This is a genomic window from Burkholderia sp. LS-044 (assembly GCF_004803625.1).
Classification (GTDB): domain Bacteria; phylum Pseudomonadota; class Gammaproteobacteria; order Burkholderiales; family Burkholderiaceae; genus Burkholderia; species Burkholderia cepacia.
Genome location: NZ_SSWO01000005.1, coordinates 64151 through 87743 on the forward strand (window position 1 = coordinate 64151; position 23593 = coordinate 87743).

Annotated in this window: 29 protein-coding genes; 10 read left to right on the forward strand and 19 right to left on the reverse strand. The window is 64.1% G+C overall.

Annotated elements, in window-relative coordinates; translation table 11 throughout:
• Positions 1-3: 3 nt before the first annotated feature.
• The 4 genes from E9536_RS14510 to E9536_RS14525 form a co-directional block, all read right to left on the reverse strand.
• A complete protein-coding gene (locus E9536_RS14510; protein ID WP_136470070.1) occupies positions 4-2133 on the reverse strand; it encodes a hydantoinase/oxoprolinase family protein in 2130 nt (709 codons plus the stop codon).
• A 19-nt stretch (positions 2134-2152) separates the two neighbouring features.
• The gene (locus tag E9536_RS14515; RefSeq protein ID WP_059699243.1) at positions 2153-2617 is read right to left on the reverse strand and encodes an acetone carboxylase subunit gamma; all 465 of its coding nucleotides are present in this window, start codon (positions 2615-2617) and stop codon (positions 2153-2155) included.
• Complete coding sequence (locus E9536_RS14520) at positions 2617-4614, reverse strand: hydantoinase/oxoprolinase family protein (protein WP_136470071.1); 1998 nt, start codon at positions 4612-4614, stop codon at positions 2617-2619. The genes E9536_RS14515 and E9536_RS14520 overlap by 1 nt, the downstream gene beginning before the upstream one ends.
• 637 nt (positions 4615-5251) lie before the next feature.
• Positions 5252-6274: a porin gene (locus E9536_RS14525; RefSeq protein WP_124535780.1), complete on the reverse strand. Its 1023-nt coding sequence runs from the start codon at positions 6272-6274 to the stop codon at positions 5252-5254.
• A 900-nt stretch (positions 6275-7174) separates the two neighbouring features.
• Here E9536_RS14525 and E9536_RS14530 point away from each other — a divergent pair.
• Both E9536_RS14530 and E9536_RS14535 read left to right on the forward strand, forming a co-directional pair.
• Positions 7175-7330, forward strand: a complete 156-nt coding sequence (locus E9536_RS14530) for a hypothetical protein (RefSeq protein WP_166742277.1) — start codon at positions 7175-7177, stop codon at positions 7328-7330.
• Positions 7331-7459: 129 nt separating this feature from the next.
• Positions 7460-7744 (forward strand): hypothetical protein, encoded by a 285-nt coding sequence (locus E9536_RS14535; RefSeq protein ID WP_230942819.1) that lies wholly within the window; start codon positions 7460-7462, stop codon positions 7742-7744.
• Positions 7745-7966: 222 nt separating this feature from the next.
• Here E9536_RS14535 and E9536_RS14540 read toward each other — a convergent pair whose 3' ends face one another.
• From E9536_RS14540 to E9536_RS14550, 3 genes are all read right to left on the reverse strand, one after another.
• Complete coding sequence (locus E9536_RS14540) at positions 7967-8251, reverse strand: hypothetical protein (protein ID WP_136470072.1); 285 nt, start codon at positions 8249-8251, stop codon at positions 7967-7969.
• 73 nt (positions 8252-8324) lie between these two features.
• The gene (infA, locus tag E9536_RS14545; RefSeq protein WP_027790083.1) at positions 8325-8591 is read right to left on the reverse strand and encodes a translation initiation factor IF-1; all 267 of its coding nucleotides are present in this window, start codon (positions 8589-8591) and stop codon (positions 8325-8327) included.
• A 542-nt stretch (positions 8592-9133) separates the two neighbouring features.
• Positions 9134-9337 carry a cold-shock protein gene (locus tag E9536_RS14550; RefSeq protein ID WP_011548695.1) on the reverse strand — a complete coding sequence of 68 codons (204 nt, stop codon included), beginning with the start codon at positions 9335-9337 and terminating at the stop codon, positions 9134-9136.
• Between the two features lie 724 nt (positions 9338-10061).
• Here E9536_RS14550 and E9536_RS14555 point away from each other — a divergent pair.
• Complete coding sequence (locus E9536_RS14555) at positions 10062-10301, forward strand: hypothetical protein (protein ID WP_060371751.1); 240 nt, start codon at positions 10062-10064, stop codon at positions 10299-10301.
• 68 nt (positions 10302-10369) lie between these two features.
• Positions 10370-10609 carry a hypothetical protein gene (locus E9536_RS14560; protein ID WP_027790084.1) on the forward strand — a complete coding sequence of 80 codons (240 nt, stop codon included), beginning with the start codon at positions 10370-10372 and terminating at the stop codon, positions 10607-10609.
• Between the two features lie 271 nt (positions 10610-10880).
• On the opposite strand, the gene E9536_RS14570 is transcribed toward E9536_RS14560, so the two are convergent.
• Positions 10881-11141, reverse strand: a complete 261-nt coding sequence (locus E9536_RS14570) for a hypothetical protein (protein WP_060175077.1) — start codon at positions 11139-11141, stop codon at positions 10881-10883.
• A gap of 147 nt (positions 11142-11288) precedes the next feature.
• On the reverse strand, positions 11289-11606 hold the full coding sequence (locus E9536_RS14575) for a hypothetical protein (protein WP_060083184.1): 318 nt from the start codon (positions 11604-11606) through the stop codon (positions 11289-11291).
• Between the two features lie 538 nt (positions 11607-12144).
• Between E9536_RS14575 and E9536_RS14585 the strand changes: the two genes are divergently transcribed.
• The 4 genes from E9536_RS14585 (at position 12145) to E9536_RS42645 (ending at position 13375) form a co-directional block, all read left to right on the forward strand.
• Entirely contained in the window at positions 12145-12342 is a 198-nt protein-coding gene (locus tag E9536_RS14585; RefSeq protein WP_041489505.1) for a hypothetical protein, read from the forward strand.
• 62 nt (positions 12343-12404) lie between these two features.
• Positions 12405-12677: a hypothetical protein gene (locus tag E9536_RS14590; RefSeq protein ID WP_136470073.1), complete on the forward strand. Its 273-nt coding sequence runs from the start codon at positions 12405-12407 to the stop codon at positions 12675-12677.
• A gap of 48 nt (positions 12678-12725) precedes the next feature.
• Entirely contained in the window at positions 12726-13013 is a 288-nt protein-coding gene (locus E9536_RS14595) for a hypothetical protein (RefSeq protein WP_027790089.1), read from the forward strand.
• Between the two features lie 77 nt (positions 13014-13090).
• Positions 13091-13375 carry a hypothetical protein gene (locus E9536_RS42645; protein WP_059699230.1) on the forward strand — a complete coding sequence of 95 codons (285 nt, stop codon included), beginning with the start codon at positions 13091-13093 and terminating at the stop codon, positions 13373-13375.
• Positions 13376-13911: 536 nt separating this feature from the next.
• Here E9536_RS42645 and E9536_RS14610 read toward each other — a convergent pair.
• The 3 genes from E9536_RS14610 to E9536_RS14620 form a co-directional block, all read right to left on the reverse strand.
• Complete coding sequence (locus E9536_RS14610; protein WP_226150733.1) at positions 13912-14121, reverse strand: hypothetical protein; 210 nt, start codon at positions 14119-14121, stop codon at positions 13912-13914.
• 391 nt (positions 14122-14512) lie between these two features.
• Positions 14513-14779, reverse strand: coding sequence for a DUF1488 domain-containing protein (locus E9536_RS14615; RefSeq protein ID WP_059699228.1), 267 nt, complete (start codon positions 14777-14779; stop codon positions 14513-14515).
• Positions 14780-14965 carry a hypothetical protein gene (locus E9536_RS14620; protein WP_136470074.1) on the reverse strand — a complete coding sequence of 62 codons (186 nt, stop codon included), beginning with the start codon at positions 14963-14965 and terminating at the stop codon, positions 14780-14782.
• 457 nt (positions 14966-15422) lie between these two features.
• On the opposite strand from E9536_RS14620, the gene E9536_RS14625 reads away from it, so the two are divergent.
• On the forward strand, positions 15423-16040 hold the full coding sequence (locus tag E9536_RS14625) for a LysE family translocator (protein ID WP_091923880.1): 618 nt from the start codon (positions 15423-15425) through the stop codon (positions 16038-16040).
• Positions 16041-16147: 107 nt separating this feature from the next.
• The gene (locus E9536_RS14630) at positions 16148-16396 is read left to right on the forward strand and encodes a hypothetical protein (protein WP_027790093.1); all 249 of its coding nucleotides are present in this window, start codon (positions 16148-16150) and stop codon (positions 16394-16396) included.
• A 60-nt stretch (positions 16397-16456) separates the two neighbouring features.
• Here E9536_RS14630 and E9536_RS14635 read toward each other — a convergent pair whose 3' ends face one another.
• The 7 genes from E9536_RS14635 to pobA all read right to left on the reverse strand — a co-directional run bounded on the left by E9536_RS14635 (position 16457) and on the right by pobA (position 23521).
• Entirely contained in the window at positions 16457-17815 is a 1359-nt protein-coding gene (locus E9536_RS14635; protein WP_060083163.1) for an MFS transporter, read from the reverse strand.
• 299 nt (positions 17816-18114) lie between these two features.
• Positions 18115-18501 (reverse strand): 4-carboxymuconolactone decarboxylase, encoded by a 387-nt coding sequence (pcaC, locus tag E9536_RS14640; protein ID WP_021157590.1) that lies wholly within the window; start codon positions 18499-18501, stop codon positions 18115-18117.
• A 10-nt stretch (positions 18502-18511) separates the two neighbouring features.
• Entirely contained in the window at positions 18512-19297 is a 786-nt protein-coding gene (pcaD, locus tag E9536_RS14645) for a 3-oxoadipate enol-lactonase (RefSeq protein ID WP_027790095.1), read from the reverse strand.
• Positions 19298-19311: 14 nt separating this feature from the next.
• Positions 19312-20670, reverse strand: coding sequence for a 3-carboxy-cis,cis-muconate cycloisomerase (locus tag E9536_RS14650; protein ID WP_136470075.1), 1359 nt, complete (start codon positions 20668-20670; stop codon positions 19312-19314).
• A gap of 88 nt (positions 20671-20758) precedes the next feature.
• Complete coding sequence (locus tag E9536_RS14655) at positions 20759-21415, reverse strand: CoA transferase subunit B (protein ID WP_006482308.1); 657 nt, start codon at positions 21413-21415, stop codon at positions 20759-20761.
• Between the two features lie 13 nt (positions 21416-21428).
• Positions 21429-22145 carry a 3-oxoacid CoA-transferase subunit A gene (locus E9536_RS14660; RefSeq protein ID WP_021157587.1) on the reverse strand — a complete coding sequence of 239 codons (717 nt, stop codon included), beginning with the start codon at positions 22143-22145 and terminating at the stop codon, positions 21429-21431.
• 143 nt (positions 22146-22288) lie between these two features.
• Positions 22289-23521, reverse strand: a complete 1233-nt coding sequence (pobA, locus tag E9536_RS14665; protein WP_136470076.1) for a 4-hydroxybenzoate 3-monooxygenase — start codon at positions 23519-23521, stop codon at positions 22289-22291.
• Between the last annotated feature and the right edge of the window lie 72 nt (positions 23522-23593).

Genomic DNA, 23593 nt, shown 5'->3' on the forward strand with positions numbered 1-23593 from the left:
TGCTTACTTGCGCAGGAACCACGCGCCGCCCTGGGCCGTCGCCTGGTAGATCCAGCCCGGTTCGACGAGGAACGTCGTCGCGCGCGTGGTGATGACGGCCGGCCCTTCGATCCGCGTTCGCTCGGCGCGCGCGCGGTCGTCGTAGATCGCGGTGCGCAGCGGCCCGTCGTGCCCGACGAAGTGGCAGTCGCGATGACCGACCGGCTCCGGCGGCGGCAGCGGATCGTCGCTGACCGTCAGCTTCGCGAACTTCACCGACGGCTGTTCGACGTACGCGCACACGCGCAGCGTATTGATCCGCACGCCCGTCTCGGGACTCTGGGAGCCCTCGCCGAAGCGCGAGCCGTAGCTTTCATGGAACAGCTCCATCAGCGTCAGCACGTCACGCTGGTTCTTCAGCCTCGACAGCGGCGTCACCACCGCCGTCTGCACGCGCTGGTTGCCGTAGCGCATGTCCAGTTCGAGCCGATAGCGGATCTGCGCCGGATCCATGCCCTGCCGTTCGAGATCCTCGCGCCCGCGCCGCTCCAGTTCCTCGACGCCGCGGTTGAACGCGTCGAAATCCGCGAAGAACGCTTTCGTGTTCGGATTGAACAGCACGGTCCACGTATTCATCTCGTGAATGTGCATCTGGTTCACCGTGCCGGCGCCGCACGCGGAGAAGGTCGACGAATACGGCGGGGCGAGGACGCGACCGATGCCGAGCGCGGCCGCGATCCCGCACGCGTGCAGCGGGCCGTTGCCGCCGTACGCGAGCACCGTGAAATCCTTCGGCTCGTAGCCGCGCGTGCGCAGCTCGGTCGCGATGCCGTTCGCCATCGATGCGTCGACTTGCTTCTTGATCAGCTTCGCGGTCTCGATCACGTCGAGGTCCAGCTCGTCGCACAGGTCGTCTTGCATCGCCTGCTTTGCGCGACGCGGGTTCAGCGGGATGCGGCCGTTTGCATAGTTTTCCGGATCGAGATAGCCGAGCAGCAAGTCTGCATCGGTGACGGTCGGATGCTGGCCGCCGCGGTCGTAGCAGGCCGGCCCGGGGTCGGAGCCGGCCGATTGCGGACCGATCTCGACGGTCTTGTACATGCGCTCGTAACGCGCGATCGAGCCGCCGCCCGCGCCCAGCGCGACGAGATGCACCATCGGCACGCTGACGAGCCAGCGATCGATCACAGGGTTGAAGTCGTAGAATTTCTGGCCGCCCCGCACGACGATGCCGATGTCGAAGCTGGTGCCGCCCATGTCGGTCGCGACCACGTTGCCGAGCTCGGCGGCGGCAGCCAGGTATTCGCTGGCGGCGATCCCCGAAACCGGTCCCGAATGGACCGTCTGCAGCGCGTCTGTCGAGTTCAGTTGCGCCATCCCGCCCGAGTTGTGATTGACCAGCATCGGCTTCGCGTAGCCCTGCTGGCGCAGGTTCAGCTCCAGCGTGCCCAGCCCGTGATACATGATCTGATGCAGGAACGCGTCGATGATCGACGACGTCGCTCGCGAGTATTCGCCCTTGCGCCCGACGACCTGATGCGACAACAGCATCGGAATCGCGCCGAGCATGTGCGCCGGATATTCGTCGAGGAAAATTTCGCGCACGCGCAGTTCGTGCACCGGATTCACCACGCTGTTCGTGAACATCACGACCAGCGCCTGCGCACCGGCATCGACGAGTTCGCGAATGCGCAACTGCACGTCGTCCTCGTCGAGCGTCCAGAACACCTGCCCCGCATAGTCGATGCGTTCGCGGACTTCACGGATCAGCGGAATCGCGACGAGCGGCTCCGGCCGCGCGGCATTCGGGATATCCATCTGCTCGGGCTCGGACAGCCCTTCGCCGTAACCACGCGCACGGGACAACGGAACCGTGTGCTTGAAACCCGTGGTCACGATCAAGCCGACCCGCGGCCCCTTGCGCTCGATCAGCGCATTGGTGCCGAGCGTCGTCGCATAACGCACGGAATCGACTTCGGACAGAAGCTGCGTCGGCGTCAGTTCGAGCTGGCGGCACGCGTCCGCGAGCGAGTCGTTGAAGCCGACCGCGAGATTGTGATGCGTGGTCAGCGACTTGCCCTCGACGCACTGCTCGCCCCACGCGACGAAGCAATCCGTGAAGGTGCCGCCGATGTCGACGGAAACACGTTTCATGAGCGATTCTCCCCGTATCTCAAGTGGACGATTCATCGGCGGCGCCGGCGAGCGCATGCCGATGATGCGCGGCCGCATGCAACGCGCGCTGCAGCTTCACGCGCTCGAGCGCGAGGTCGGGTGCCTGCGCGGGCTCGATCATCTCCGGCCGGTCCTTCCATTGCGCCTTCAACGCGTCGATGTCGAGTTCGATGTCGTGCAGCGGCGGATGGCCCGGCGGCAGATACTCGGCCTCAACCAGAACGCCGCACTCCGGGCAGTAGTACTCGAGAATCCGGCACCAGTCCGGATCGGGTGAATAGGTACGCTCGTATTGCGCCGGATCGAGCAGCGGCTTGTGGATCTCGCGCGGGTCGCGATCGTGGACGAGCAGCCCGCGCTTGTAGTTGTCGCGTGCGCTACCGTGCGCATGACCGCAACGCCGGCATTCCCACTGCTCCGCATCCAGGTCGATGCGCAGCGTTTCGGTAATCAGAACCTTCATTATTTGCTCTCCTTGCCGCTGCTGAGCAGGATGTCTCCGGTGGAGTTGATTTCGAAGTGCCAGCCCGCGTCGATGCGCCCGGTGAAAAAGTCCTCCTCGAGCACGGCCGGGCCGGCCGCATACACCGCGACGCCCTTCGGCTGGTCTTCCACGCGATACAGCGGCAGCTCGGCTTCGCGGCCATCGACAACCACCAGGCGCGTGCCGCGCGCGATCGCTGCCTGCTGGCCACCCTCGCCGAACCGGCCGTCGAGCACCGCCTGCGGCATACGCTTGATCGCGGTCAGCGTCACCGACAGCGTGGCGCCCGGCGCGACGCCCGGCGGCAACGCCGGGCCCGTCAACGCGTGTTCGACCGTCTTGCCGTCGGCGCCGGTAGCCTCGAGCGTGTAGACGAGCCGGCAGTCTTCGATCGCCGCGCCTTCGCCGAACATCGCGCGCGATGCTTGCGTGAGCAGCACGTCCATCGTCGCGGCGAGCGCGTCCCCGGTCGTATCGGCCAGCGGCGCCGAGAAGCCATGGCCCACATCCGAAAAGCCGATTCCGTATGCGGAGAACACTGCCGCCAGCCCGGGAATCAACACGCGCTTCACGCCGATCGCATCCGCGACCCGGCACGCGACGAACGCGCCCGCGCCGCCGAATGCGGCGAGCGTCGTATCGGCGCGAATTTCCGTGTAGGCAACGAGGCTGTCGGCAACCTTCTTCACCCACGCGGCTTCCATCGCGGCGAGCGCCTCCTTGTCACTCATCTTCATCGGATCGGCGACATGCGCATGAATGGCCTGCCGTGCGCGCGCCTTGTCGAGGTGCAGCTTGCCGCCGAAGAACGACGCCGGATCAAGCAATCCCGCCAGCGCGAACGCATCGGTGATCGTCGCCCGGGTACCGCCCAAGCCGAAGCACGCCGGCCCTGGCGCGCTGCCGACGCTCTCCGGTCCGACCACGATCCTGTCGCCGTCCGCACGAATAATCGAACTGCCACCGACGCCCGCGCTGACCACGTCGCACAGCGCGAACGACGTCGCCACGCGCTCGACGTTGCCGTACCGGTTCGCGCGCACGCCGTGTTCGTCGACAACGCCGATGTCGGTCGTCGTGCCGCCGATATCCATCGACAGCAGGTGTGTCAGTCCGTAGTGCGCGGCCAGCACGCGCGCGCCTTCCATCCCGCCGCGCGGGCCCGAACTGTAGGTCTTCAACGCGATCGTCTTCGCGACGCGGCCCGCATGGCCGTCGTTGCGGAACACCAGCAATGGACTTTGCGCTCGCGCGTCGCGCAGCTTCTGCTCGGCGCTGTACAGGAAGCGCTCCATCGCCGGATGCAGGAACGCGTTGAACAGCGCGGTCCACGTGCGTCGCACGTCGTCGGCATCGTCGGCGACTTCGTGCGCATACAGGATCGGAAGCGCGCCGAGCAGGTGCGGCGGAAAACTGCGCAGCAGCCGGCTCTTCAGCCGCTGTTCGAGCTCCGCCCGCCGCGGGCCGCCGATCGCCACGACCAGCCGGTTCGCGCCCGCCGCCGCGAGCTCGCCGACGATGCGCACGATCTCCGCTTCGGACGGCTCGCTGCCCAGCGAAACCGTGCGCTCGCCGATCACCGTGTCGAACAGGCTCGCCGCACCGTCCGCGTCGCGAACCCGATCGGCCGTCAGCGTGCCGCCGACCACCAGGCCGAGCTGCGGCCCCTTGCGTTCGACCAGCGCGTTGGTACCCTGCGTCGTCGAATAGCGTATCGCCGCCGTTGACAGCAGCAGCGCCTCGAGATCCTCGCGTCCGTATATTGCTTCGGATGCCTTACGCAATCCGTCGAACAGACATTGCGACAGATCGTGCGGCGTCGTCAGCGTCTTCGTGCGCACCACCTTGTCGCTGTCCATCACGCAAATGTCGGTCAGCGTACCGCCGTTGTCGATGTTGATCAGGCGATGCCGCCCAGGCCCGGCACTTGCCGAACCCGACCGCACATCGTGCGTGAAATCGGATGAGTGAGTCATGAACTGTCTCGCTGGGTGAAGGGTCGGGTCAGACCTGGCGAATCCGCCGCGACGGCGGGCCGGCGGGAAGGTCTAGCGGCGCGGGCTGTGCGGCCTGGCGACCACGCAGCGGTGAGAGAAATGGGCAATGCATGTCGTCTCCTGTTGTTGTGTCTATCGTGGAATCAGTCTAGGTGCCTGCTTGACGCACCACGCCACCCGTCCGGGTAGTCTCGAGACATGGATTGCCCGTATGCGGTGCACGTGTGTATGCGACCTTGTCGGACATGCGTATCGAATCACGCCCCGGCGCCTTCGTGCGCGATGCAGTGAAGAGAACGGGAGATGCGCGGCGTGCACGCGCCGCGACTACGCCTGGCACACCGTGCCGAGTGGCCGGCCCGGATCAATGACGACGAACGGGCAAAGCCCGTTCGCCGACATCGCGTCGGCGTGACATAGGGAGACGGGACGCCGCGCCGAAAGTCGGCGCGGCGATTCGGAAAAAACAGTGCGGTGCGCGGCACATCACGCGCAGTCCCGACGTGGATGCGGCCCATCGCATCGAACGGGCAGGTGCAGCGTCCGCCGAAGTCGACGGCAGAATCCGAGCCGGCCCGAACGCTGCGCGCCGCGTTGCGAATGCGGCGCGTGCCGGTCAGAACAAGTGACGGATGCCGACTGCCGAGCCGAACGTCGAACCCGACGCACCGAACAACGCGTCGTTCGTCGACAGACCGGTATTCATCTTCCCGTGGTTGTTGACGAAGCCGAACTGGCCGTACAGCAGGGTCGCCTTCGACAGGCTGTAAGTCACGCCGGTCGCAGCCATGATCGAGTGGTTGCGCGTGTCGTTGCCGTCGCTCGTATACCAGACCCCGGCATCCGCATTCACGGCGGGCGTGATCTGATAGCTCAGGCCGCCGCTGTAGACGCGGTTGTCGAACGACCCGGAAATTTTGTAGCCGACGAACGACGCCTTCACCGTCAGGTCGCGATACTGATACGTGGCGCCGATCGTGCGCCCCGTAAACGGCACCGTGCTCGGCACGGGCGTCGACGCGGCGGTGCCGCCCGCGTTGCCGTTGTACATGGCGGCGCTTACCAGCAGCGGTCCATACGTATATTTGAGGCTCGCCGAATACTGCCGCCCCGCCTGGAAGTCACCCGCGACGCCACCGAGCGCGAGCATCGCGGCGCCCTGGAACCCGCCGATCGTCGGGCTCGTATAGGACACCGCGTTCGAATTGAAGATGCCGGTCACGAACACGCTACCGACGTAGATCGGCACGCCGCTGCCGAAGTAAGACACATCGCGCGCATCGGTCGAGATGAGCGACAACACGAACGGCGAGAACTGCACGCCGGCCTTCACCGTCCCGTATGGACTGGCGAGCCCCACCCACGCCTGCCGGCCGAACATGTTGCCGTTCGAATCCGTGAAGCTGCCTTTCGCGATATCGATCCCGCTTTCGAGCGTGAAAATGGCCTTCACCCCGCCGCCGAGATCCTCGGTGCCTTTCAGGCCGAACAGCGACGGCGTCATGCCGCCCGTCACCATCGAAAACTGATGGCCCGCGTTCTGCCCGGTCGCGGGATTCACGGTCTTGCTCGTATAGAGAATGCCGGCGTCGACGACGCCGTACAGCGTGACACTGCTTTGCGCACGGGCGGCCGGCATGCCGACGGCAAGGCAAATAAGAGGCGTGACGACGAGATTGACGGGGGAAAGGGCATGCTTCATCTACTACGTCTCCTGGTGTTTTTCGAAGTTGGAAGGCCGTGACTCGCCTGCCGGTGCCGATGGTTCGCTTCAATGCGCGTCGGTCTGTCATCGAATACGCAGACAAGCGATCGCTCGCCGCGAAATCCTCAGGAAAGCAGTTTAGGGATGGGGGCACGAACGGTCCCTACCCGTTCGGGTAGTTCGACATCGTGGCTTCCCCGGATCGGTTGAGAATCGATCGCACGCCAGTAAAGCTTGCGAATCTCGACATCGGGTGTAGCGCACAATTGGGACGGCGTCGCGAACGGCGTCTGTATCGGGCAGATACGCATGCTGCGCTGCCAGGCTCGCCGCCTTGGTCTCGAGCGCTTCACGCAATGAGTACAGTTCTATGATCATTTGATGCGTGGGCCGCGCGACGGTCAGTGCCTCACCGCGGCTCGTACGTCAACAGGATTTCCGCCTCGACACCTGACGCATGGCGACAGAGATCCCGGATTCGACCGAGCATGTGCCCCTATCACCGGGGCGACCTGAGAGCAGCGATCCGTTCTGGATGTCGGCCGCGTCGAAGCGATCGGATGGCGCCTGTCGGCCCTGCGGCTGATCAAACGCAGCCTGTCGCAAGACGCCTGACGCGACCATTTTCCAGTGTACGACCTGCTAAATCGCTTGCGCCCCAGATCCTTGGATATGGGGCAAGACCGATCAGGTGAAGGCCGAGCGTACCTCCCCCAGGGATCGTGCATGTGGAGCCGATTCGTCCGCGCGGCGTGGCGCAAAACTTGTGAATCCTTCCCCCAAGACGCCTAGAATTCAATCATGGCTGCATTCCACATCCACAAGGAGGCTGTCATGACTCAGTCGATGATTGGTTGGGTGGTTGGTCTTGCGGTGGTCGCGGTGGTTGCAGTCGCGTTGGCGCGCCGTTACCAGAGCGAACATTCAAGTAAGGAAGTCGTTCAGTGGCTGGACTCCCATCACTTGGGGTGGATGCACCGCAAACATTGACCTCTCGACGCTGGCGGCGATAAACCCCGCCTTGCCGAAGTTTACCGGGGGCCAAACACACGGATGCAGGCAGGTGGGTGAAGTCTGCCATGTCGTTGTCTCGCCAGGGATCCTGGCAAGGAAGGCATCATGGATGATGAAGTGTGTACGACCCACACGCACGTGGCACGCCTTCGCGTAATGCAGACCACGTCTGGGCGCTACCGCGGAATCGTCCACTTGCACCGCATCGGAGAGGATCCCGGCACCTCTGAGCAACACGATACCGAAGGGGATTTTGCATCGGACGTGGAGGCGCGTGACGCCGCACGAACGCTCGCACGCAGATTGCTCGAAGAGCAAATCCAGGGGCACGAAAAGGCGCGAGGCATCGATCGAATCTGCGTCGGCGGCCTGGTCGTTACGCAACGTTGATCGGCAACGCGACGTCCATCAGCGCGTAGCGCGCCAGTCGCACGATGCGGCCGCTCGTCCGTTGATCTGCCTTGAGAACACGGGACAGAAACGAATGTCGGTGTTACGGCGCGAGTTTCCCACTGATCGGCAGCATGGCGTCGGCTCGCGCAATTTCAGGTCGGGACTCGCGTCTCCGATTGACGCACGCTCCCATGCATTGCTGTTCAACAGAGAGCCGTATCAAAGAACTGCGTCGAACATCCCATGTTCGCCTCGGTTCTGATCGATGATGTCTTCTGCGTAACGTTGCGAAGCCCGGCGTGCGTCACCGGCACTGGCAAACGGCGAACCGTCGACAAGCTTGAAGGTCTGGCTCCGGGTCAGCGTGGTGTCAGTGCCGCGCAGGCAAACCTTGACCGCCGCGTCGAAACCGGCTTCGTAGTTGTGAGCACGGCCAGAGCCTGTGTGAAAGTGAGGATAAATCAGCGGATATATTTCGAATCCGCGATAGGTACGCATGCTCATGATGAACTCCTGGTGATTGACGGCGACGAATTGCGTAGACGAGCGCAATCAATCTTCTATCGGCGCTACGTGGTTAGCGTCGAACAAATCGGTTTCGAGGCACACCGGGCGAAGCCCGTTCGTCTTTGTGCCGGAAATTGATACGCCCTTTGGTGAGGTCATAGACCGACAATTCCAGCTTGACCCGGTCGCCAGCGAGAATACGGATGCGGTGTTTGCGCATGCGGCCCGATGCGTACGCCGCAACGACCGCGCCGTTTTCCAGGGTGACGCGAAACCTGCTGTCCGGAAGCACCTCATCCACGACGCCGTCCAATTCCAGCAATTCTTCCTTTGCCAAATCAATTTCTCCAATCAATGTGACGCGCCGCAATCGCAGCGGCGTGCGGATATCCGGTCCCCGACAGGGAGCGGTTTGAGTGCAAATATCGAAAACGCTCATGCGTGGGGCGCGTACCAACGCGACATGCGGGCCGCACCTCGTCCGGGCGTTAACGTCTCTCGTTATCGCGTCTCGGTGGAGCGCTTCTTGCCGCTCGATTTGATGGGCGCAGAGGGTGCCTTCGGCGGCACCCAGTTCAGCGCCGTGCCGAGCACCGGCAAATCCTTGGCGCGCCGTGGTCTCGCGAGTGATCTTTTGTTGCGCGATTGACTCTTGGTCAAAGTTGCCTCTGTATGCGTCGATCGCGATCTCACGATGAATGAGCCGTCCGATCGTTCGCCACCGGATGCGCGGCATCCCCCACTTTCTTCCTTGGGGTGTACGTCTCGAGGCGAAACGGTAGCCTCAGCAGGACTGTGGGCGCCTGCGCGCGGATGCGAAAGATCCCCGACGTTGACTGCGCGGCCAATCCTGCACACGGGACCGACGAATGATGTGGATTACTGAGGAACGATGTTCGAGGCCTGCAGCCCCTTGGGCCCGTTCTTCGTCTCGTAGCTGACCTTTTGACCTTCGGCCAGCGTCTTGAAGCCGTCGCCGCGAATCTCCGAGAAGTGCGCGAACAGGTCATCGCCGCCGCTGTCAGGCGTGATGAAGCCAAAACCCTTGTTGTCGTTGAACCACTTGACGGTACCGGTATCCATGGAAATTCTCCTGATATTGGACAAATGTATGCGCCCCGATAGGGGAGCACGAAAAAGGATCAAGGAGGGAGAGGACAACGAATACCGCGTTCCGCGGTCAGTGATGAGCAGCAATCGCGCTTCTTGAAGGCTTCGGACACCTACCCTACGCGGGGACCAACACCCTGTCAAGCTGTTTCAGTCGGAGCATTTCGGGTGGCAGCGCAAGAACACGCCGCGGCCGGCGAGGCTCGCCCCGGTTGTATACCCTTGGCGCCGCGGCTTCGATTTGCTTCGAATGTCTAATTGAAATTTCGACGATACCGTCGTGGCCCCATCTCCCCGCGTATCGGCGATTGTTCACGCGCGGCTGAGCCGGTCCGTCCCGCGCCCAATCGGGGCGGCATGCCGTGCGGCGGTTCGCGCAGAACTTTCGCTGTACAAGTTCGCCAAAGGGCGTAGGATGGGTTCGTTGACTGACTCACTACCGATTCCCGCGCCACTCAAGGCGCCCTCCCTCCGAACGTGATTGGGCCTCTCATCTAAACCGCGCAATGCGGACGAGCGCGCCGCGTATCGGCTGCGTATGCGAAGCGCCTGATCGATGCCTGCCTACAGGACACGAGCGTGTTGGATAACGCGTCCTGATCCCTTCCTCGGTCCATCCTGTTTCTGCGTCCGCGGCGCCGCCACAGACTCAAACACGCCTGGCGCATGGCGCGCCGGCAACGTCGAGAGGCTGGATATGAACAGGAATGACCTGCTGAAGTGGATTCAGCGCAATGGTTCCGGTGTCATCGAACAGTTCCTGCCGTATGACGCTCGCGCCGAGATGGATGGCGTCATTCTCGATCGTCGCCATGAAATCGATGAGGATGCCTTTCCGATGTTTTTCTCGATCTGCGCGCTGTTGCGCAAAGGCGGAACGGCGAGCTGCGAATCGGACCAGGAAGCAGGCCGGATCATGGCACGCCTCAAGCTTTGACTGTTCTGGTCGCGACGATACGCTTCGCGGTGGCCACGGGCCCCGCGGCAACTGAAGGAGGAAGGAAAATGCAACTCGACTCAACCCGATTCCATATCGACCCGACACCGCGCAGGGCCGACGGGGAATACATGGCACACGCGCGGATCAGCATCGATCGTGCAGATGGCAGTACGTGCGACGTTCAACTGAGCGGAGATCTGGCTGGCTTCGACGTGCGCGAGGATGCGATTGCCTTTGCGAAAAACTGGGCACACGAATGGCTCGACGCGCATTTGGCCGACGATCTCCCCGCGTTGACGAATTGAAATTCGGGTGGCACGCCAGCCGCCCGAGCAATCAGGGCGTCGCCGGGATCGAGACCCACGGCAATACATGCTGCTGCCACAGCAGGTTGACGCGGTGTCGAAGGTCGGTCGAGAGGATGGCCATCCCTGGAGGGCCACAGACCAAGGCAGCAAGCACGCCCTCCAACGGCCTCGTCACCGCCAGATCGGGCCGCATGCGTTCCGCATCCTCGAAGTCCGCGACTCTCGTGAGCCGAACTTCCTCCCAAGTGCGGCACGTCGCGTCGGGATATCATTCCAGCCCGTCGAAGGCACCCGCTTCGAGATCTTTCCTGAAATGCTGTAGCCAGTCGCTTTCGTCGCCGATCACGTATTCCTTCGTAATCTGCGTCGAGAGCCTGGTGATGGTGACATAGCCCTGCAGACCGAGGTTCTCATCACCCTTCGGGTCGGTCGTATCCGTTTCCTGAAGATCGAAATCGCCCTCTGCCAAGCCACGGCGCTCCAAGGTCGCCAGAAAGTCTCTGTGTTCATCCGGCTCGATCAGCCGCATATCCGGCCCCCTCGTGTTCAGCGGAGATGCCGCGAGGCCGACGGCACGCGTTCGAGCGTTGAAATCATGCATACCGAACTCATGTGGAATACCTCACGATCCCCCACATACGGCGCTACCGGGAAACAGGCGTCATCGCCTGCAGTTTTATCGTCTGGGTCCTTTCATGCTTTCCGACTCCATGGCCGCATTCCACTCCTCGCTCGCCTCGATAGGGTCCATCGCTTCGTCGACCGAAGCCGTTGCGCGCTCGGCGGCCGCTTTGGTTTCGTCCTCCGCGGAGTCGACATCGCTGTTGCCGTCACCCGGGGGCAGCAGCATGTCCTTGAGCATCGCGCTCAGCTCCGGCGTGTCCCATGGCAGGCCACGCCGGGTTCGGACCTTTATGTAGTGTTTCACTTCCGCGTCCTGCTCCGCGGTTAGCGGCAGGCCCCGGAAGGTGCTTTGGGGGTCGGAGTCTGTCATCGCTGTCTCCTCCTGCTATGGCGTCTTCAGTGTAGTCCCATTGCGACCACGAGAGTCGTGACCGAAGCGCTCATTCGTCGAATCAAATGCCGTGCGTCGCCGCGGCAGGCAACAGCCGGCCATCGGCTGTCGTCGGCTGCCTACGTCACCATGACATTTGACCGGTTGAATCCACCTCAGTCAAAGCACATTCCGCCCGTCCATGATCGACTTATCATGCAGGAATACGAATTGATATGACCATGCACTCGGAAGATATTGGAGCGGAGCTGACCAGCGACGGCCCATGGCTGCAACTGACCGACGCGGTTCACGGGATGCATCGGCGATGCGGGCGATGACATGGCGCACGCAGGCCTTAAACGATCCATACGTGCGCAGCATGTTGACGTCAACGGAACAGGACACCAGGTCGAACCGCTACCGGCCGGCTTCGGCTCGTTGCTGCGGGCACGCCGGAGAGCGAACATCGAGCATGCGAAGGAGTAGGGGCAGACGCCACCGATCACCTATGCTGGAAGCTCACGAGGAGCCGACTATGACGCCACATGACGTGATGATGATTTTCGAGCGGAGGAACGCAGAGGGAAAGGCGGCCGCCGATCTGGATCATGCTTGTGCCGGATTCGCCGGCTGGTTGGCGGAGGCATGGAGTCGATTGAGTGAGGATGAGATCGCAGTTCTGACGTCGATCGGCGCCTCGCTGTATCGCGAGGGGTATGCGAGGCGGTACTAGGCAGGCTCGGGGCCAGCGCGAATATATGGGCGGAGCGGACCGAAAGGGCGTATAAAGTTCGAATGACTATCCCCTCCGTTACCGCCGAGTCGGTCCTGGGCCTGTTCCGGCTCATTGCCGGGAGGGAGGAGCGCCGGACTTCCGGCGAATCGGCAAGGATGGCGGCGCTCCAGGCTCTTGCCGAGCAGCTTGCACGCAACCATCAGGCAATGACGGAAGACAGTTGGGATGCAGCCGTCCGTGTTGGCGGTCTGCTGTTGCGAGCGGAAATGATCAACAACGACGCTGAGACAGTGGCGCTTGACCTGCTAAGCCGGCTGCGGCGGCGGAAATGAAAAGCTCGTTCGAGCGTATAGCAAGTCGCCCCCTGCGGAGTGGCCATCATGTCGACACACCTGCTTCTTCTCTACAAGGGGTACGAACTTCATCCCCTCGTCTTCGCCCGTACATTCAGTCGCTTTGACGGGCATTCCCGTTATGCCGAAGGGTATGACATCGCGGTACGGATATGCCGTCCGGGCGCGATAGCAACCTCCGCCGCAAGCCGTATTTTCAGGCTGGGCCAACCGCATACATACTCCGACTTTGGTATGGCAAGGCGTGCCGCCCGGCAGCAGGGAAAGGACATCATCGACGGAAAGGTGAGTGGAGCTTCGGTCATCGACATGTAGTTCGGTCAAACGCAGCGGTCGGCCACGACGACACGAGAAGCTGAACGCACGCATTCTTCCTCACCGGTATCGCCACCATGCAAAGTGATCGCAATGCGATTCCGTACTACCTCGTCTTACGGACTGACTGCCCACCGTATGTTCTGAACGCTGACCGCCTCGTGCTGCGCCGCGCGGCAAGCCCTCTCCTGCGAGCGTTCGCGAGAGCCCGCGGCGCGCCGACCTCGATTGCGGACGACGCATGGAGCGACTTTTCCGGCTCGGAATCCATTTCGCTCCTTGAGCGCACGGAGATGCGGGCCTACGCACTGGTTCGAGGGGCCGAAAGCGAACATCAACTCCGGATACTGGCTACTCTCTGACTGCACCAACGTGCGCATTCCTTGCAGACGGCGCGCTCAGCAGCCTATTCGAAACGAGGTCTGTTCGCGAAGGCATTCAGTCCGAAAAATCGTCGATGGCGGTGACATCGCTTTGCTCCGCGTAGCGGCACCAATTTTGCATCTGGAGGCTCATTGATATCGCCCGGCCGACGTCGTGTTCGGTGCTGGTCTTGCCATGCCTCCCCAAGCAGCTCGTCGAAAAGATCGATGCAGTGGCGAAATCGCGCCATATGAGCCGCGAAGCGTTGGTGGCCGAGTGTACGGAAGGAATTGGCCACCCAGCGTTGCGGTCCTCCTGCCACGAACTTGTGTTGGCGTAGCTGCCGAACGCGACTCGGCGAATTCATCTGCCCGGGTTGCGTCGCTTCACCGATGCGGGAAAGTGATGCATGCGCCGTTTGTCGTCACGAGCGACACGCCAAAGTAAAAAGCCGGCGTTTGGCCGGCTTCGAGTTCCGCCTTGCTGGGGCGGCTCCACGTTCTGTTTGAGAGCGAGGAGTTTTGCTACACATACGCTATAGGTTCGGCAGAAAACCCATGCCCAGACGCTTCCTTGCATCGGAAATACGCTGCCTGGGTGTAACGGCTTTCCACGAATGGGCACGGCTTCTCTGCCGCTCCGGGTGAACCACGGGCATGCCATCGTCGGTCGCGCGTGCCTCCGCCTGTTCTTGCTGCTCGTCCTTCGCGTTTTTTTCCCATTTCGGGCAATCGTTCATCAACATGCTCCCTCCACAACCCCGGTTTCGTCATTGATTGGCTCGCGCCGCCCGAGTCGAGATAAAACCGCGCAAGCGATACGGATCGCGACGGCCCACTTCGATCGCAGCGTTTACATCTCGATGAAGTCTGCGGCCGATCTGCAGTCCGTGCGTCATGTGTCAGCTTGCGCGTGCGAGCGTCCGAAGTCGGTACGCTGCCGTACGGGCGGGATGGCATGGATGCGGGTCCGGCAGGAGCGTAGAAGTCGAGACGGTGCTTGTTGCGTTCGTGATAATCAAGCAGCGCATCCTTCGACCGATCCATGCCCCCTCAGCCCCGGAATACCCGCACACGCGGCGAGTGCAGGTCAGAAAGAAGACGCACGTAGGGTACGCGTGCAAACGGGGGCCGACCTCACGAGATCGTGTACCGGTTCTGGGGTCCTCCCTTGTAAAGGTCTCGGGCGAGTCCCAGAATCCGGTCGCGATTGCGGTCGAAGGCCGCAAGCAAGGCGGGCTCGCCAGAATCCAAGTCGGAGTTCAGTTTCGCCAGCATCGCATCGTCGACCAGAAAGGTAATCTCGCGAGAATTGTCGTAGCCCCAGAAACACACACAGTGTCTGGAAGCGTCGTAGGAGCGACTGGGGTTCGGAAAGTTGAGCGTCACAGTGCTATTCGCCATCTAACTCTCCTGACAGATATAACGCCACTTGCTCGCGTTGACATCGATGTGGGCGTCATTTTCGCGCCGCTTCTCGGCACGCTCGCTGTCCGCGCGCTTCAGTGCCAAGGCACGCGCCTTTTTCACGTCAACGTAATCGCTGTGGCTGGCGGGCGTGGCTGGCTTCAGTGCGGTTTGCTTAGGCATGCCGGTTCCTAAAAGAGAATTTCAAATTTCAGGACCGTCGCGGTGACTGAATTTCGTCGTCGGCCGCCCTATACGAGGACCGGACGACGACCCGCGGGCTTGCCGCCGACGGCATCTCTCGCGCACGGAACTGGCGGATCAAACCTCGGAGGGAGGCTCGGTTGACGCGCGAAGTTCGCAGCTTCGACGTTCGCGCGCAGGATCGTCGTGGTGAGCCTTCTGCTTAGCTGTGCGGACAGGGGGAAGCGTAAGGAGTCGGAGCAAAACCATCGGTCACGCACATCGAACGTCACGAGAATGCGCGCTATACCACGGCCATGCAAGCGCTATCTCGCGTCAGCGCGCGGGCGATCAAACCCCGTACCGGCAATCGTCAATCAAACTGTACCGGTACTGTACAGAAAACCGTCGCTAAACTGACCTCCATCCCAGTCCAGAACAGAATGGAGAATCCGCGATGGAATTCCTCACCCTGAGCGCGCTGCCCGCCGGCATGCTGTTTGCGCTCGTCACGTCGATCACGCCCGGCCCGAACAACACGATGCTGCTCGCGTCCGGCGTCAATTTCGGTTTCCGCCGCACCATGCCGCACCTGTTCGGCATCAGCACCGGCGTCGCGATCCTGATGCTCTGTGTCGGCTTCGGCCTCGGCGAAGCATTCAAGCGCCTGCCGCTGCTCTATACGATCCTCGAAGTCGCGAGCGTCGCGTACCTGCTGTACCTCGCGTGGCGCATCGGCACGTCGGGCGAAGTGAAGGCGCACGGCGGCAAGCCGCGGCCGATGACGTTCATCGAAGCCGCCGCTTTCCAGTGGATCAATCCGAAGGCATGGATGATGGTGCTGACCGCCGCGACGACGATCCGCCTGTCCGGCGACTACGGGATGAACGCCGCGTGGATGGCCGTCGTATTCATTCTGATCGGCTTTCCGTGCATCAGCCTGTGGGCCGCGTTCGGGCTCGGCCTGCGCCGCTTCCTGTCGAATCCCCGCGCGCTGCGCCTCTTCAACATGACGATGGCCGTGCTGCTGATCCTGTCGCTGTACCCCCTGATCGCGCACCTGCTGCCGCAGTGAGCGCTCACAGCGCGCCCGTTGAGATTCGTGCCATGCAGGCGTACCCTTTTGGTACGGGCGCGCGCAACCGCTTCGCCGGTTGCGCCGCTGCTGCCGGGAGCGTGCCGATGAAGCCACTGCTGAGGGCGGGTGAACACATCGAGGGGATGCACTGGATCGCCGAGTATCGCCCGCTCACGCACGAGATTCGTGTGTTGCGCGAAGACATCGAGATCGGCATCTATTGCGCGCCGCCGACGATGTTCGGCGAAGAGGAAGACATGGGCGCCGCGAACCTCTCCGATCATCGCAGCCGGGAGGCTGCGCTGCGCGCGTATCTGCGCAACTTCGTGAAGGAACACGACGCGGAAGAATAACCGGCGGCCCGACGGCCGCCGTATCGGCGGGCCGGCGCATCGCACCGGCCCGCGCTTCGCTCAATGCCCGAGCGATTCGATCTTGCCTGCCGGCTGCGTCACGCCATGCGGCCGCGCCATCTGCTTGATCAGCAGCGCGACACACGCGAGCAAGCCCGCGACGGCGATCGTCGCGAACACGCCCGCGAACGAGAAATGCCGGCGCGTCAGCTCGGCGACGAGGAACGATCCCGCAATCCCGCCGAAGCGGCCGACGCCGAGCATCCACGCGACACCCGTGCCGCGCCCCTCGGTCGGATAGAACGCGGCGGCGAGCGCCGGCATCGACGATTGCGCGGTGTTCATCAGCACGCCGGCCACGAACACGACCAGCACGAGCAGCCCGACGTTGCCGGCCGCCTGCCCGATCGCATACACGCTGACGGCCGTCAGCGCGTAGCACACGGCGATCACGCGGTTCGCGTTGAAGCGGTCCATCAGCACGCCGCACAGCACGGCACCCACACCGCCGAGCGGGAACAGCGCGGAGATCAGCGTCGCGCTCTTCGGCGTCAGCCCGGCATCCTTCAGCAGGATCGGCATCCAGTTGATCGACGCGTAGAAGATCACGAGCCCCATGAAGTACGCGAGCCACAGCATCACCGAGCCGACGATGTACGAGCGCGACAGCACAACGCCGAGGCCCTTGCTGCCGGTCTGCGGCGCGGCTTCGGTCATCGCGAACGAACCGGCGTTCAGCGCTTCGCGCGAGATGCGCGCAAGCGTTGCGCGGATCTTGTCGACATGCTGGCCGCTCGCGACCATGAAGCGCACCGATTCCGGCATCTTCAGCAGCAACAGCACGCCGAGCAGCAGCGGCGTCACGCCGCCGAGGATCAGCACGCTGCGCCAGCCGAAATGCGGAATCATCCACGCGGCCAGGAAACCGCCGAACGCGGCGCCGAGCGGGAAGCCGCAGAACATCAGGTTGATCACGGTCGCGCGGCGCTTGTCCGGGCAGAACTCGCCCATCATCGTGACCGCGTTCGGCATCGCCGCGCCCAGCCCGACGCCGGTGATGAAACGCAGGATCGTCAGATGCCCGATGGTCGTCGAGAATGCGGACATCAGGCATGCGACGCCGAACAGGAATACCGAGCCGAGCAGCAGCGAACGGCGGCCGAGCCGGTCGGACAGCGGGCCCGACACGAGCGCGCCGCACGCGAGGCCGAACAGCGCGGCGCTGAGTACCGGTGCGAGATCGGGCTTGGTGAGGTTCCATTCGCCGAGCAGCGACGGCGCGATGAAGCCGATCGCGGCCGTATCGAAACCGTCGAGCAGCACGATCACGAAACACATGAGGAACACGAGCCATTGAAAGCCGCCGAACGGCTGCTCGTTGATGAAGGTCTGGACATCGACCACGGGTGCGCGATTCATCGCTAGTCTCCTGTGTCGATCCAAGCTGGCGCCTTGGCGCCTACCTGGATCCCATGCGTCGTGGTCGACCGGCGCTGGCGCGTCAGCGCTTACTCCGGTCCCCAGCAACGCTAATAATGTATGAGCAATACGGCATGGCAGCCGCGCCCTTCCTTTGTTCGTCCACCAATCATCCGGTGTGCCGTGCGCCGATGCTCTGCCGGCGCGTTCATCGATTCCGTCGTCGACGGCCCGCTTGCGACAGCGGGCCACGCGATCGGTTGCGGCCGCCCTCAACCGGCCGCGCCTGACCGACCGTCTTACGCGGCCGCGTCCTGTTCCTTGAAGATCTTGTCCGCGAGATGGAACGCGGAATTCGCGGCCGGCACGCCGCAATAGATCGCGGTCTGCAGCAGCACTTCCTTGATCTCGTCGCGGGTCACGCCGTTGTTGCGCGCGGCGCGCAGATGGAGCGCAAGCTCCTCGCCGCGATTGAGCGCCACCATCATCGCGATGGTCAGCAGGCTGCGCGTATGGCGCGGCAGGCCGTCGCGCGTCCAGATCTCGCCCCATGCATAACGCGTAATCAGGTTCTGGAATTCGTCGGTCACCTCGGTACGGTTCTCGATCGAACGATCGACGTGCGCGTCGCCGAGCACCGCGCGACGCACCGTCATCCCTGCTTCGTAACGTTCCTGGTCGTTCATCGCCGGTGCCTCACGCGGTCAGGAAATCGAGCAGCGCGCGGTTGAAGCCGTCGGTGCACTCGATGTTCGAAATATGCGCGGCGTCGAATTCGACGTGCTGCGCACCCGGAATCGCGGCGGCGAGCGCGCGGCCCTGGTCGGGCGGCGTCGACATGTCCTTCGCGCCGGTCACGACGAGCACCGGCAGCGCGATGCCTTTCACCTCTTCGCGCAGGTCGGCGGCATTCAGCGCGTCGCAGTTCGCCGCGTAACCGTCCTTGTCGGTATGCACGAAGGTGTCGCGGATCGCATCGAACAGGCGCGGCTCACGCTCGACGAATGCGTCGGTGAACCAGCGCGGCAGCACGGCGTCGGCGAGCGCGGCCATCCCTTCGGCGCGCGCCTTCTGCGCGCGCGGCGCCCACACTTCCGGCGAACCGATCTTTGCCGCGGTGTTCGACAGCACCGCGCGCACGATGCGCGACGGGAAGCGTGCGGCCAGCGCCGCGCCCGTCAACCCGCCCATCGAGATTCCGCAGAAATGCGCGCGATCGATGCCGACGTGGTCGAGCAGGCCGATCACGTCGCCGGCGAGCTGCTCGATCGTGTACGAACCGGCCGGTGCATCGGAATGGCCGTGGCCGCGCGTGTCGTAGCGCAGGATGTTGAAGTGCTGCGTGAGCGGACGGATCTGCGGTGCCCACATCTGCAGGTCGGCGCCGAGCGAGTTCGAGAAGACGAGCCACGGCGCGTCGTCGCGCGCGGCACGGTCGATCCGGTAATGCAGTTTCACGCCGTTGACAGTGGCGAAAGGCATCGAGGTTCTCCTGGTTATTGCGTGCCCGCGTGCAGCGCGAGCACGGCGTCGACGCAGGCCTGCGCCTCGCCGACGTAATGAGCGGGATCAAGCAGCCGCGCGAGCGCGTCGCGCGACAGGTGCGCCGACACGGTCGCATCGGCGGCGAGCACATCGAACAGCGTCGAGCCCGTGCGCACGGCTTCCTTCGACGCATGCTCGACGACGTGATGCGCGTCGAGCCGGCCGATCTTGTCGCCGAGCGCGAGCATCACCGCTTCGCCGAGAATCAGCCCGCGCGTCAGTTCGAGATTCGCGGCAAGGCGTTCGGTGTTCACGTCGAGGCCCGCGACGATCTGGGCGATCTGCGCAAGCGCGCCGCCGGTCAGGCGCGCGAGATCGGGCAACGCGTCCCATTCGGCCTGCCAGCCGCCGAGCGCACGTTCATGTTCCTGGACCATGCCCGCGAACACCGTCGCGACGAGGTTCGGTGCGCGCACCGCGGCGGTGAGCACCGCCGCGCAACCGACCGGGTTGCGCTTGTGCGGCATCGTCGACGAGCCGCCCTTGCCGGCGGCGGCCGGTTCGCCGAGCTCGCCGACTTCGGTCTGCATCTGCAGCGACACGTCGCGCGCGATCTTGCCGAGCGTACCCGTCAGCATCCCGAAGCAGGACGCGGCTTCCGCGATACGGTCGCGCTGCGTGTGCCACGGCACGGCCGGTGCGGCGAGCTTCAGGTCTGCCGCCAGCGCGGCCGTGACGCCGGCCGCGTGCTCGCGCAGGCTCGCGAGCGTGCCGGCCGCGCCGCCGAACTGCAGCACCAGCGCGCGTTCGCGCAATTCGGCGAAACGCGCGCGATGGCGCAGCAGCGCGTCGAGCCATTGCGCGAATTTCAGGCCGAGCGTGATCGGCAGCGCCTGCTGCAGCCACGTGCGGCCGATCATCGGCGTCGCGCGATGCGTGCGCGCGAGCGCCGCGAGCGACGCACACGCTTCGTCGAGCATCGGCTCGAGCACGTCGAGCGTGTCGCGCAGCTGAAGGACGGTCGCGGTATCGATGATGTCCTGGCTCGTCGCCCCCCAGTGCACGAACTTCGCGGCCTCGGGGTCGTCGGCCTTCACCTGCGCGGTGAGCTGCTTGACGAGCGGAATCGCGAGATTGCCGCCGAGCGCCGCGCCGTGCGCGAGCGCGTCGGCGTCGAGCCGGCCGGCGTCGCACGCGCGCTCGATCGGCGCGACCGCGGCGGCGGGAATCACCTGCTGCGCGGCGAGCGCGCGCGCGAGCGCGGCCTCGACGTCGAGCATCCGCTGGATCGTCGCGCGGGGCGACCAGATCCGGTTGAGCGGCTCGGTGCCGCAGATGAGGGAGGTCAGGCGGGCGCTGTCTTCGAGCATGGCATCAGATTGGGGAAACGGCGTGCGCCTATTGTCCACCCAAGCGCGCCGGCATGCGCGCAAGCGCACGCGCCGGCACGCCTACGGTTCAGGCAGCCGCCTTTTGCGTCGCGTCGATCAGCGGCACGCCGGTCAGCTTCTGCAGTTCGTCGAACGACAGGTCGGTGAAGATCTCGCTCACGGCCAGCCCGTCGGCCGTCACGTCGAGCACGGCGAGATCCGTATAGATACGGCTCACGCATTGCACGCCGGTGACCGGATACGAGCACTGCGCGACGATCTTGCTTTCGCCCTGCTTCGTCAGGTGCTCCATCATCACGAACACCTGCTTCGCGCCGATCGCGAGGTCCATCGCGCCGCCGACCGCCGGAATTGCATCGGGCGCACCCGTATGCCAGTTCGCGAGGTCGCCGTTCGCCGATACCTGGAACGCGCCGAGCACGCAGTAATCGAGGTGACCGCCGCGCATCATCGCGAACGAATCCGAATGGTGGAAATATGCGCCGCCGGTGAGCAGCGTCACGTGCTGCTTGCCGGCGTTGATCAGTTCGTCGTCTTCCTCGCCGGGCGCGGGCGCGGGGCCCATGCCGAGCAGGCCGTTCTCGCTGTGCAGGAAGATCTCCTTGCTCGGGTCGAGGTGGTTCGCCACCAGCGTCGGCACGCCGATGCCGAGGTTCACGTACGCGCCTTCGGGGATGTCCTGGGCGACGCGCTTGGCCATTTCATCGCGGGTCAGTCGTTTCATCTGAATATCTCCCTCAAGCGGCTTGCGATGCAGCATGTTCGGCGGCCAGCTCGGCCGCATGCGCGGCCTGCGGCACCTCGACGACGCGCTGGACGAATATGCCCGGCGTCACGATGTGTTCCGGGTTCAGCGCGCCGAGCGGCACGACTTCCGACACCTGCACGATCGCGACCTTCGCGGCGCTGGCCATGATGGGCCCGAAGTTGCGCGCGGTCTTGCGATACACGAGATTGCCCCAGCGATCGCCCTTGTACGCCTTCACGAGCGCGAAATCGGCGTGGATCGGCGTCTCGAACACATACGGCTTGCCGTCGATCACGCGCGTTTCCTTGCCTTCCGCGAGCTTGGTGCCGTAACCCGTCGGCGTGAAGAAGCCGCCGATGCCGGCACCCGCCGCGCGGATACGCTCCGCGAGGTTGCCCTGCGGCACGAGTTCCAGCTCGATCTCGCCGGCGCGGTACAGCCCGTCGAACACCTGCGAATCGCTCTGGCGCGGGAACGAGCAGATGATCTTGCGCACCTGCTTCGCCTTCAGCAGCGCCGCGAGGCCCGTCTCGCCGTTACCCGCGTTGTTGTTGACGATCGTCAGGTCGCGCGCGCCCTGTTCGATCAGCGCGTCGATCAGCTCGGACGGCATGCCGGCCGTGCCGAAGCCGCCGATCATGATTGTCGCGCCGTCGTGGATGTCGGCCACCGCCGACTGAAGCGATTCGAAAATCTTGTTGACCATGTCTCTTCCTGATACGAACCCGCGGCTCGATGCGCGGCCTGTCGAGGGGACACGCGCGTGCCGCGTGTCGCGCCGGGGCCGATCTCGATCCCGGTATTTGTTCGCTAATCGAACCCAGATTCGATTAGCGAACGATGGGCCGATCATAGAGTCGCGCACAGCGCGTTGTCAAGGCGGGTTCCCTCGGGGGCCGTCGCGTCGTCGAACGGCAGCCCGACGTAGTTTTCGGCGAGCGACTGCGCGGCGGCCCGCGAGCGCGTCACGTATTTCAGCTCGGCAAACTTCAGGCGATTGACGAACGGCGAGTCTTCCGGCGACGAGTGCAGCATGTTCGTCATGAAGTACGAGAAGTGCTCGGCGCGCCACACGCGTTCGAGGCAGGTCGCCGAATACGCGTCGAGCAGCGTCGCGTCGCCGTTGCGGTAGCGCGCGCCGAGCGCGCGGGACAGCGCGCGGACGTCGGCCACCGCGAGGTTCATCCCCTTCGCGCCGGTCGGCGGCACGATGTGCGCGGCGTCGCCGGCGAGGAAGAGGCGCCCGTGCTGCATCGTCTCCGACACGAAGCTGCGCATCGGGGTCACGCTTTTCTGCGTGATCCGGCCCTCGGTCGGCGTCCAGCCCGTGTCGTTCGAGAAGCGCGTGTGCAGTTCGTCCCAGATCCGCGCATCGGACCATTCGGTGAGGTCCTCGTCGGGCTTGCACTGCAGGTACAGGCGCGTGACCGTCGGCGAGCGCATCGAGAACAGCGCGAAACCGTTGTCGTGATGCGCGTAGACGAGCTCGTCGAGCGACGGCGCCGCGTCGGCAAGGATGCCGAGCCACGCGAACGGATACACGCGTTCGAACGTGTTCAGCCGCTCGGCCGGGATCGTCTGGCGCGCGATGCCGTGGAAGCCGTCGCAGCCGGCGATGTAGTCGCAGTCGATGCGGTCTTCGCGGCCGTCCGCATGCTTGAACGTGACGAACGGGTGTTCGCCTTCGACGTCGTGCAGCGCGACGTCGCTGACTTCGAAATGCATCTGGTGGCCATGCTCGACGCCCGCCGCGATCAGGTCGCGCACGACTTCATGCTGGCTGTAGACGGTGATTGCGCGCCCGCCGGTCAATTCGGACAGGTCGATGCGATGGCGCTGGCCCGAGAACAGCAGCTCGATGCCGTGATGTTCGAGCCCCTCGCGGCGCATCCGCTCGCCGAGGCCGGCGTCGTTCAGCGTGTCGACCGTGCCCTGTTCCAGCACGCCGGCGCGAATGCGGTTCTCGCAGTATTCGCGCGAACGCGCTTCGACGAGGATGGAATCGACGCCTTGCAGGCGCAGCAGATGGGAAAGCAAAAGGCCGGACGGGCCGGCGCCGATGATGGCGACCTGGGTGCGCATTGTTCGTCTCCTGAACATTAATTCGAATCGTCGAACACATTTGAGCGCTTTCCCGACTATGCGGCAACGCGA

Excerpts from the sequence above, each read along its gene's own strand:
- E9536_RS14510 (WP_136470070.1), bottom strand. The coding sequence starts at position 2,133 with ATGAAACGTGTTTCCGTCGACATCGGCGGCACCTTCACGGATTGCTTC.
- E9536_RS14515 (WP_059699243.1), bottom strand. The coding sequence starts at position 2,617 with ATGAAGGTTCTGATTACCGAAACGCTGCGCATCGACCTGGATGCGGAG.
- E9536_RS14520 (WP_136470071.1), bottom strand. The coding sequence starts at position 4,614 with ATGACTCACTCATCCGATTTCACGCACGATGTGCGGTCGGGTTCGGCA.
- E9536_RS14525 (WP_124535780.1), bottom strand. The coding sequence starts at position 6,274 with ATGCCGGCCGCCCGTGCGCAAAGCAGTGTCACGCTGTACGGCGTCGTC.
- E9536_RS14530 (WP_166742277.1), top strand. The coding sequence starts at position 7,175 with ATGACTCAGTCGATGATTGGTTGGGTGGTTGGTCTTGCGGTGGTCGCG.
- E9536_RS14535 (WP_230942819.1), top strand. The coding sequence starts at position 7,460 with ATGGATGATGAAGTGTGTACGACCCACACGCACGTGGCACGCCTTCGC.
- E9536_RS14540 (WP_136470072.1), bottom strand. The coding sequence starts at position 8,251 with ATGAGCATGCGTACCTATCGCGGATTCGAAATATATCCGCTGATTTAT.
- E9536_RS14550 (WP_011548695.1), bottom strand. The coding sequence starts at position 9,337 with ATGGATACCGGTACCGTCAAGTGGTTCAACGACAACAAGGGTTTTGGC.
- E9536_RS14555 (WP_060371751.1), top strand. The coding sequence starts at position 10,062 with ATGAACAGGAATGACCTGCTGAAGTGGATTCAGCGCAATGGTTCCGGT.
- E9536_RS14560 (WP_027790084.1), top strand. The coding sequence starts at position 10,370 with ATGCAACTCGACTCAACCCGATTCCATATCGACCCGACACCGCGCAGG.
- E9536_RS14570 (WP_060175077.1), bottom strand. The coding sequence starts at position 11,141 with ATGCGGCTGATCGAGCCGGATGAACACAGAGACTTTCTGGCGACCTTG.
- E9536_RS14575 (WP_060083184.1), bottom strand. The coding sequence starts at position 11,606 with ATGACAGACTCCGACCCCCAAAGCACCTTCCGGGGCCTGCCGCTAACC.
- E9536_RS14585 (WP_041489505.1), top strand. The coding sequence starts at position 12,145 with ATGACGCCACATGACGTGATGATGATTTTCGAGCGGAGGAACGCAGAG.
- E9536_RS14590 (WP_136470073.1), top strand. The coding sequence starts at position 12,405 with ATGACTATCCCCTCCGTTACCGCCGAGTCGGTCCTGGGCCTGTTCCGG.
- E9536_RS14595 (WP_027790089.1), top strand. The coding sequence starts at position 12,726 with ATGTCGACACACCTGCTTCTTCTCTACAAGGGGTACGAACTTCATCCC.
- E9536_RS42645 (WP_059699230.1), top strand. The coding sequence starts at position 13,091 with ATGCAAAGTGATCGCAATGCGATTCCGTACTACCTCGTCTTACGGACT.
- E9536_RS14610 (WP_226150733.1), bottom strand. The coding sequence starts at position 14,121 with ATGTTGATGAACGATTGCCCGAAATGGGAAAAAAACGCGAAGGACGAG.
- E9536_RS14615 (WP_059699228.1), bottom strand. The coding sequence starts at position 14,779 with ATGGCGAATAGCACTGTGACGCTCAACTTTCCGAACCCCAGTCGCTCC.
- E9536_RS14620 (WP_136470074.1), bottom strand. The coding sequence starts at position 14,965 with ATGCCTAAGCAAACCGCACTGAAGCCAGCCACGCCCGCCAGCCACAGC.
- E9536_RS14625 (WP_091923880.1), top strand. The coding sequence starts at position 15,423 with ATGGAATTCCTCACCCTGAGCGCGCTGCCCGCCGGCATGCTGTTTGCG.
- E9536_RS14630 (WP_027790093.1), top strand. The coding sequence starts at position 16,148 with ATGAAGCCACTGCTGAGGGCGGGTGAACACATCGAGGGGATGCACTGG.
- E9536_RS14635 (WP_060083163.1), bottom strand. The coding sequence starts at position 17,815 with ATGAATCGCGCACCCGTGGTCGATGTCCAGACCTTCATCAACGAGCAG.
- pcaC (WP_021157590.1), bottom strand. The coding sequence starts at position 18,501 with ATGAACGACCAGGAACGTTACGAAGCAGGGATGACGGTGCGTCGCGCG.
- pcaD (WP_027790095.1), bottom strand. The coding sequence starts at position 19,297 with ATGCCTTTCGCCACTGTCAACGGCGTGAAACTGCATTACCGGATCGAC.
- E9536_RS14650 (WP_136470075.1), bottom strand. The coding sequence starts at position 20,670 with ATGCTCGAAGACAGCGCCCGCCTGACCTCCCTCATCTGCGGCACCGAG.
- E9536_RS14655 (WP_006482308.1), bottom strand. The coding sequence starts at position 21,415 with ATGAAACGACTGACCCGCGATGAAATGGCCAAGCGCGTCGCCCAGGAC.
- E9536_RS14660 (WP_021157587.1), bottom strand. The coding sequence starts at position 22,145 with ATGGTCAACAAGATTTTCGAATCGCTTCAGTCGGCGGTGGCCGACATC.
- pobA (WP_136470076.1), bottom strand. The coding sequence starts at position 23,521 with ATGCGCACCCAGGTCGCCATCATCGGCGCCGGCCCGTCCGGCCTTTTG.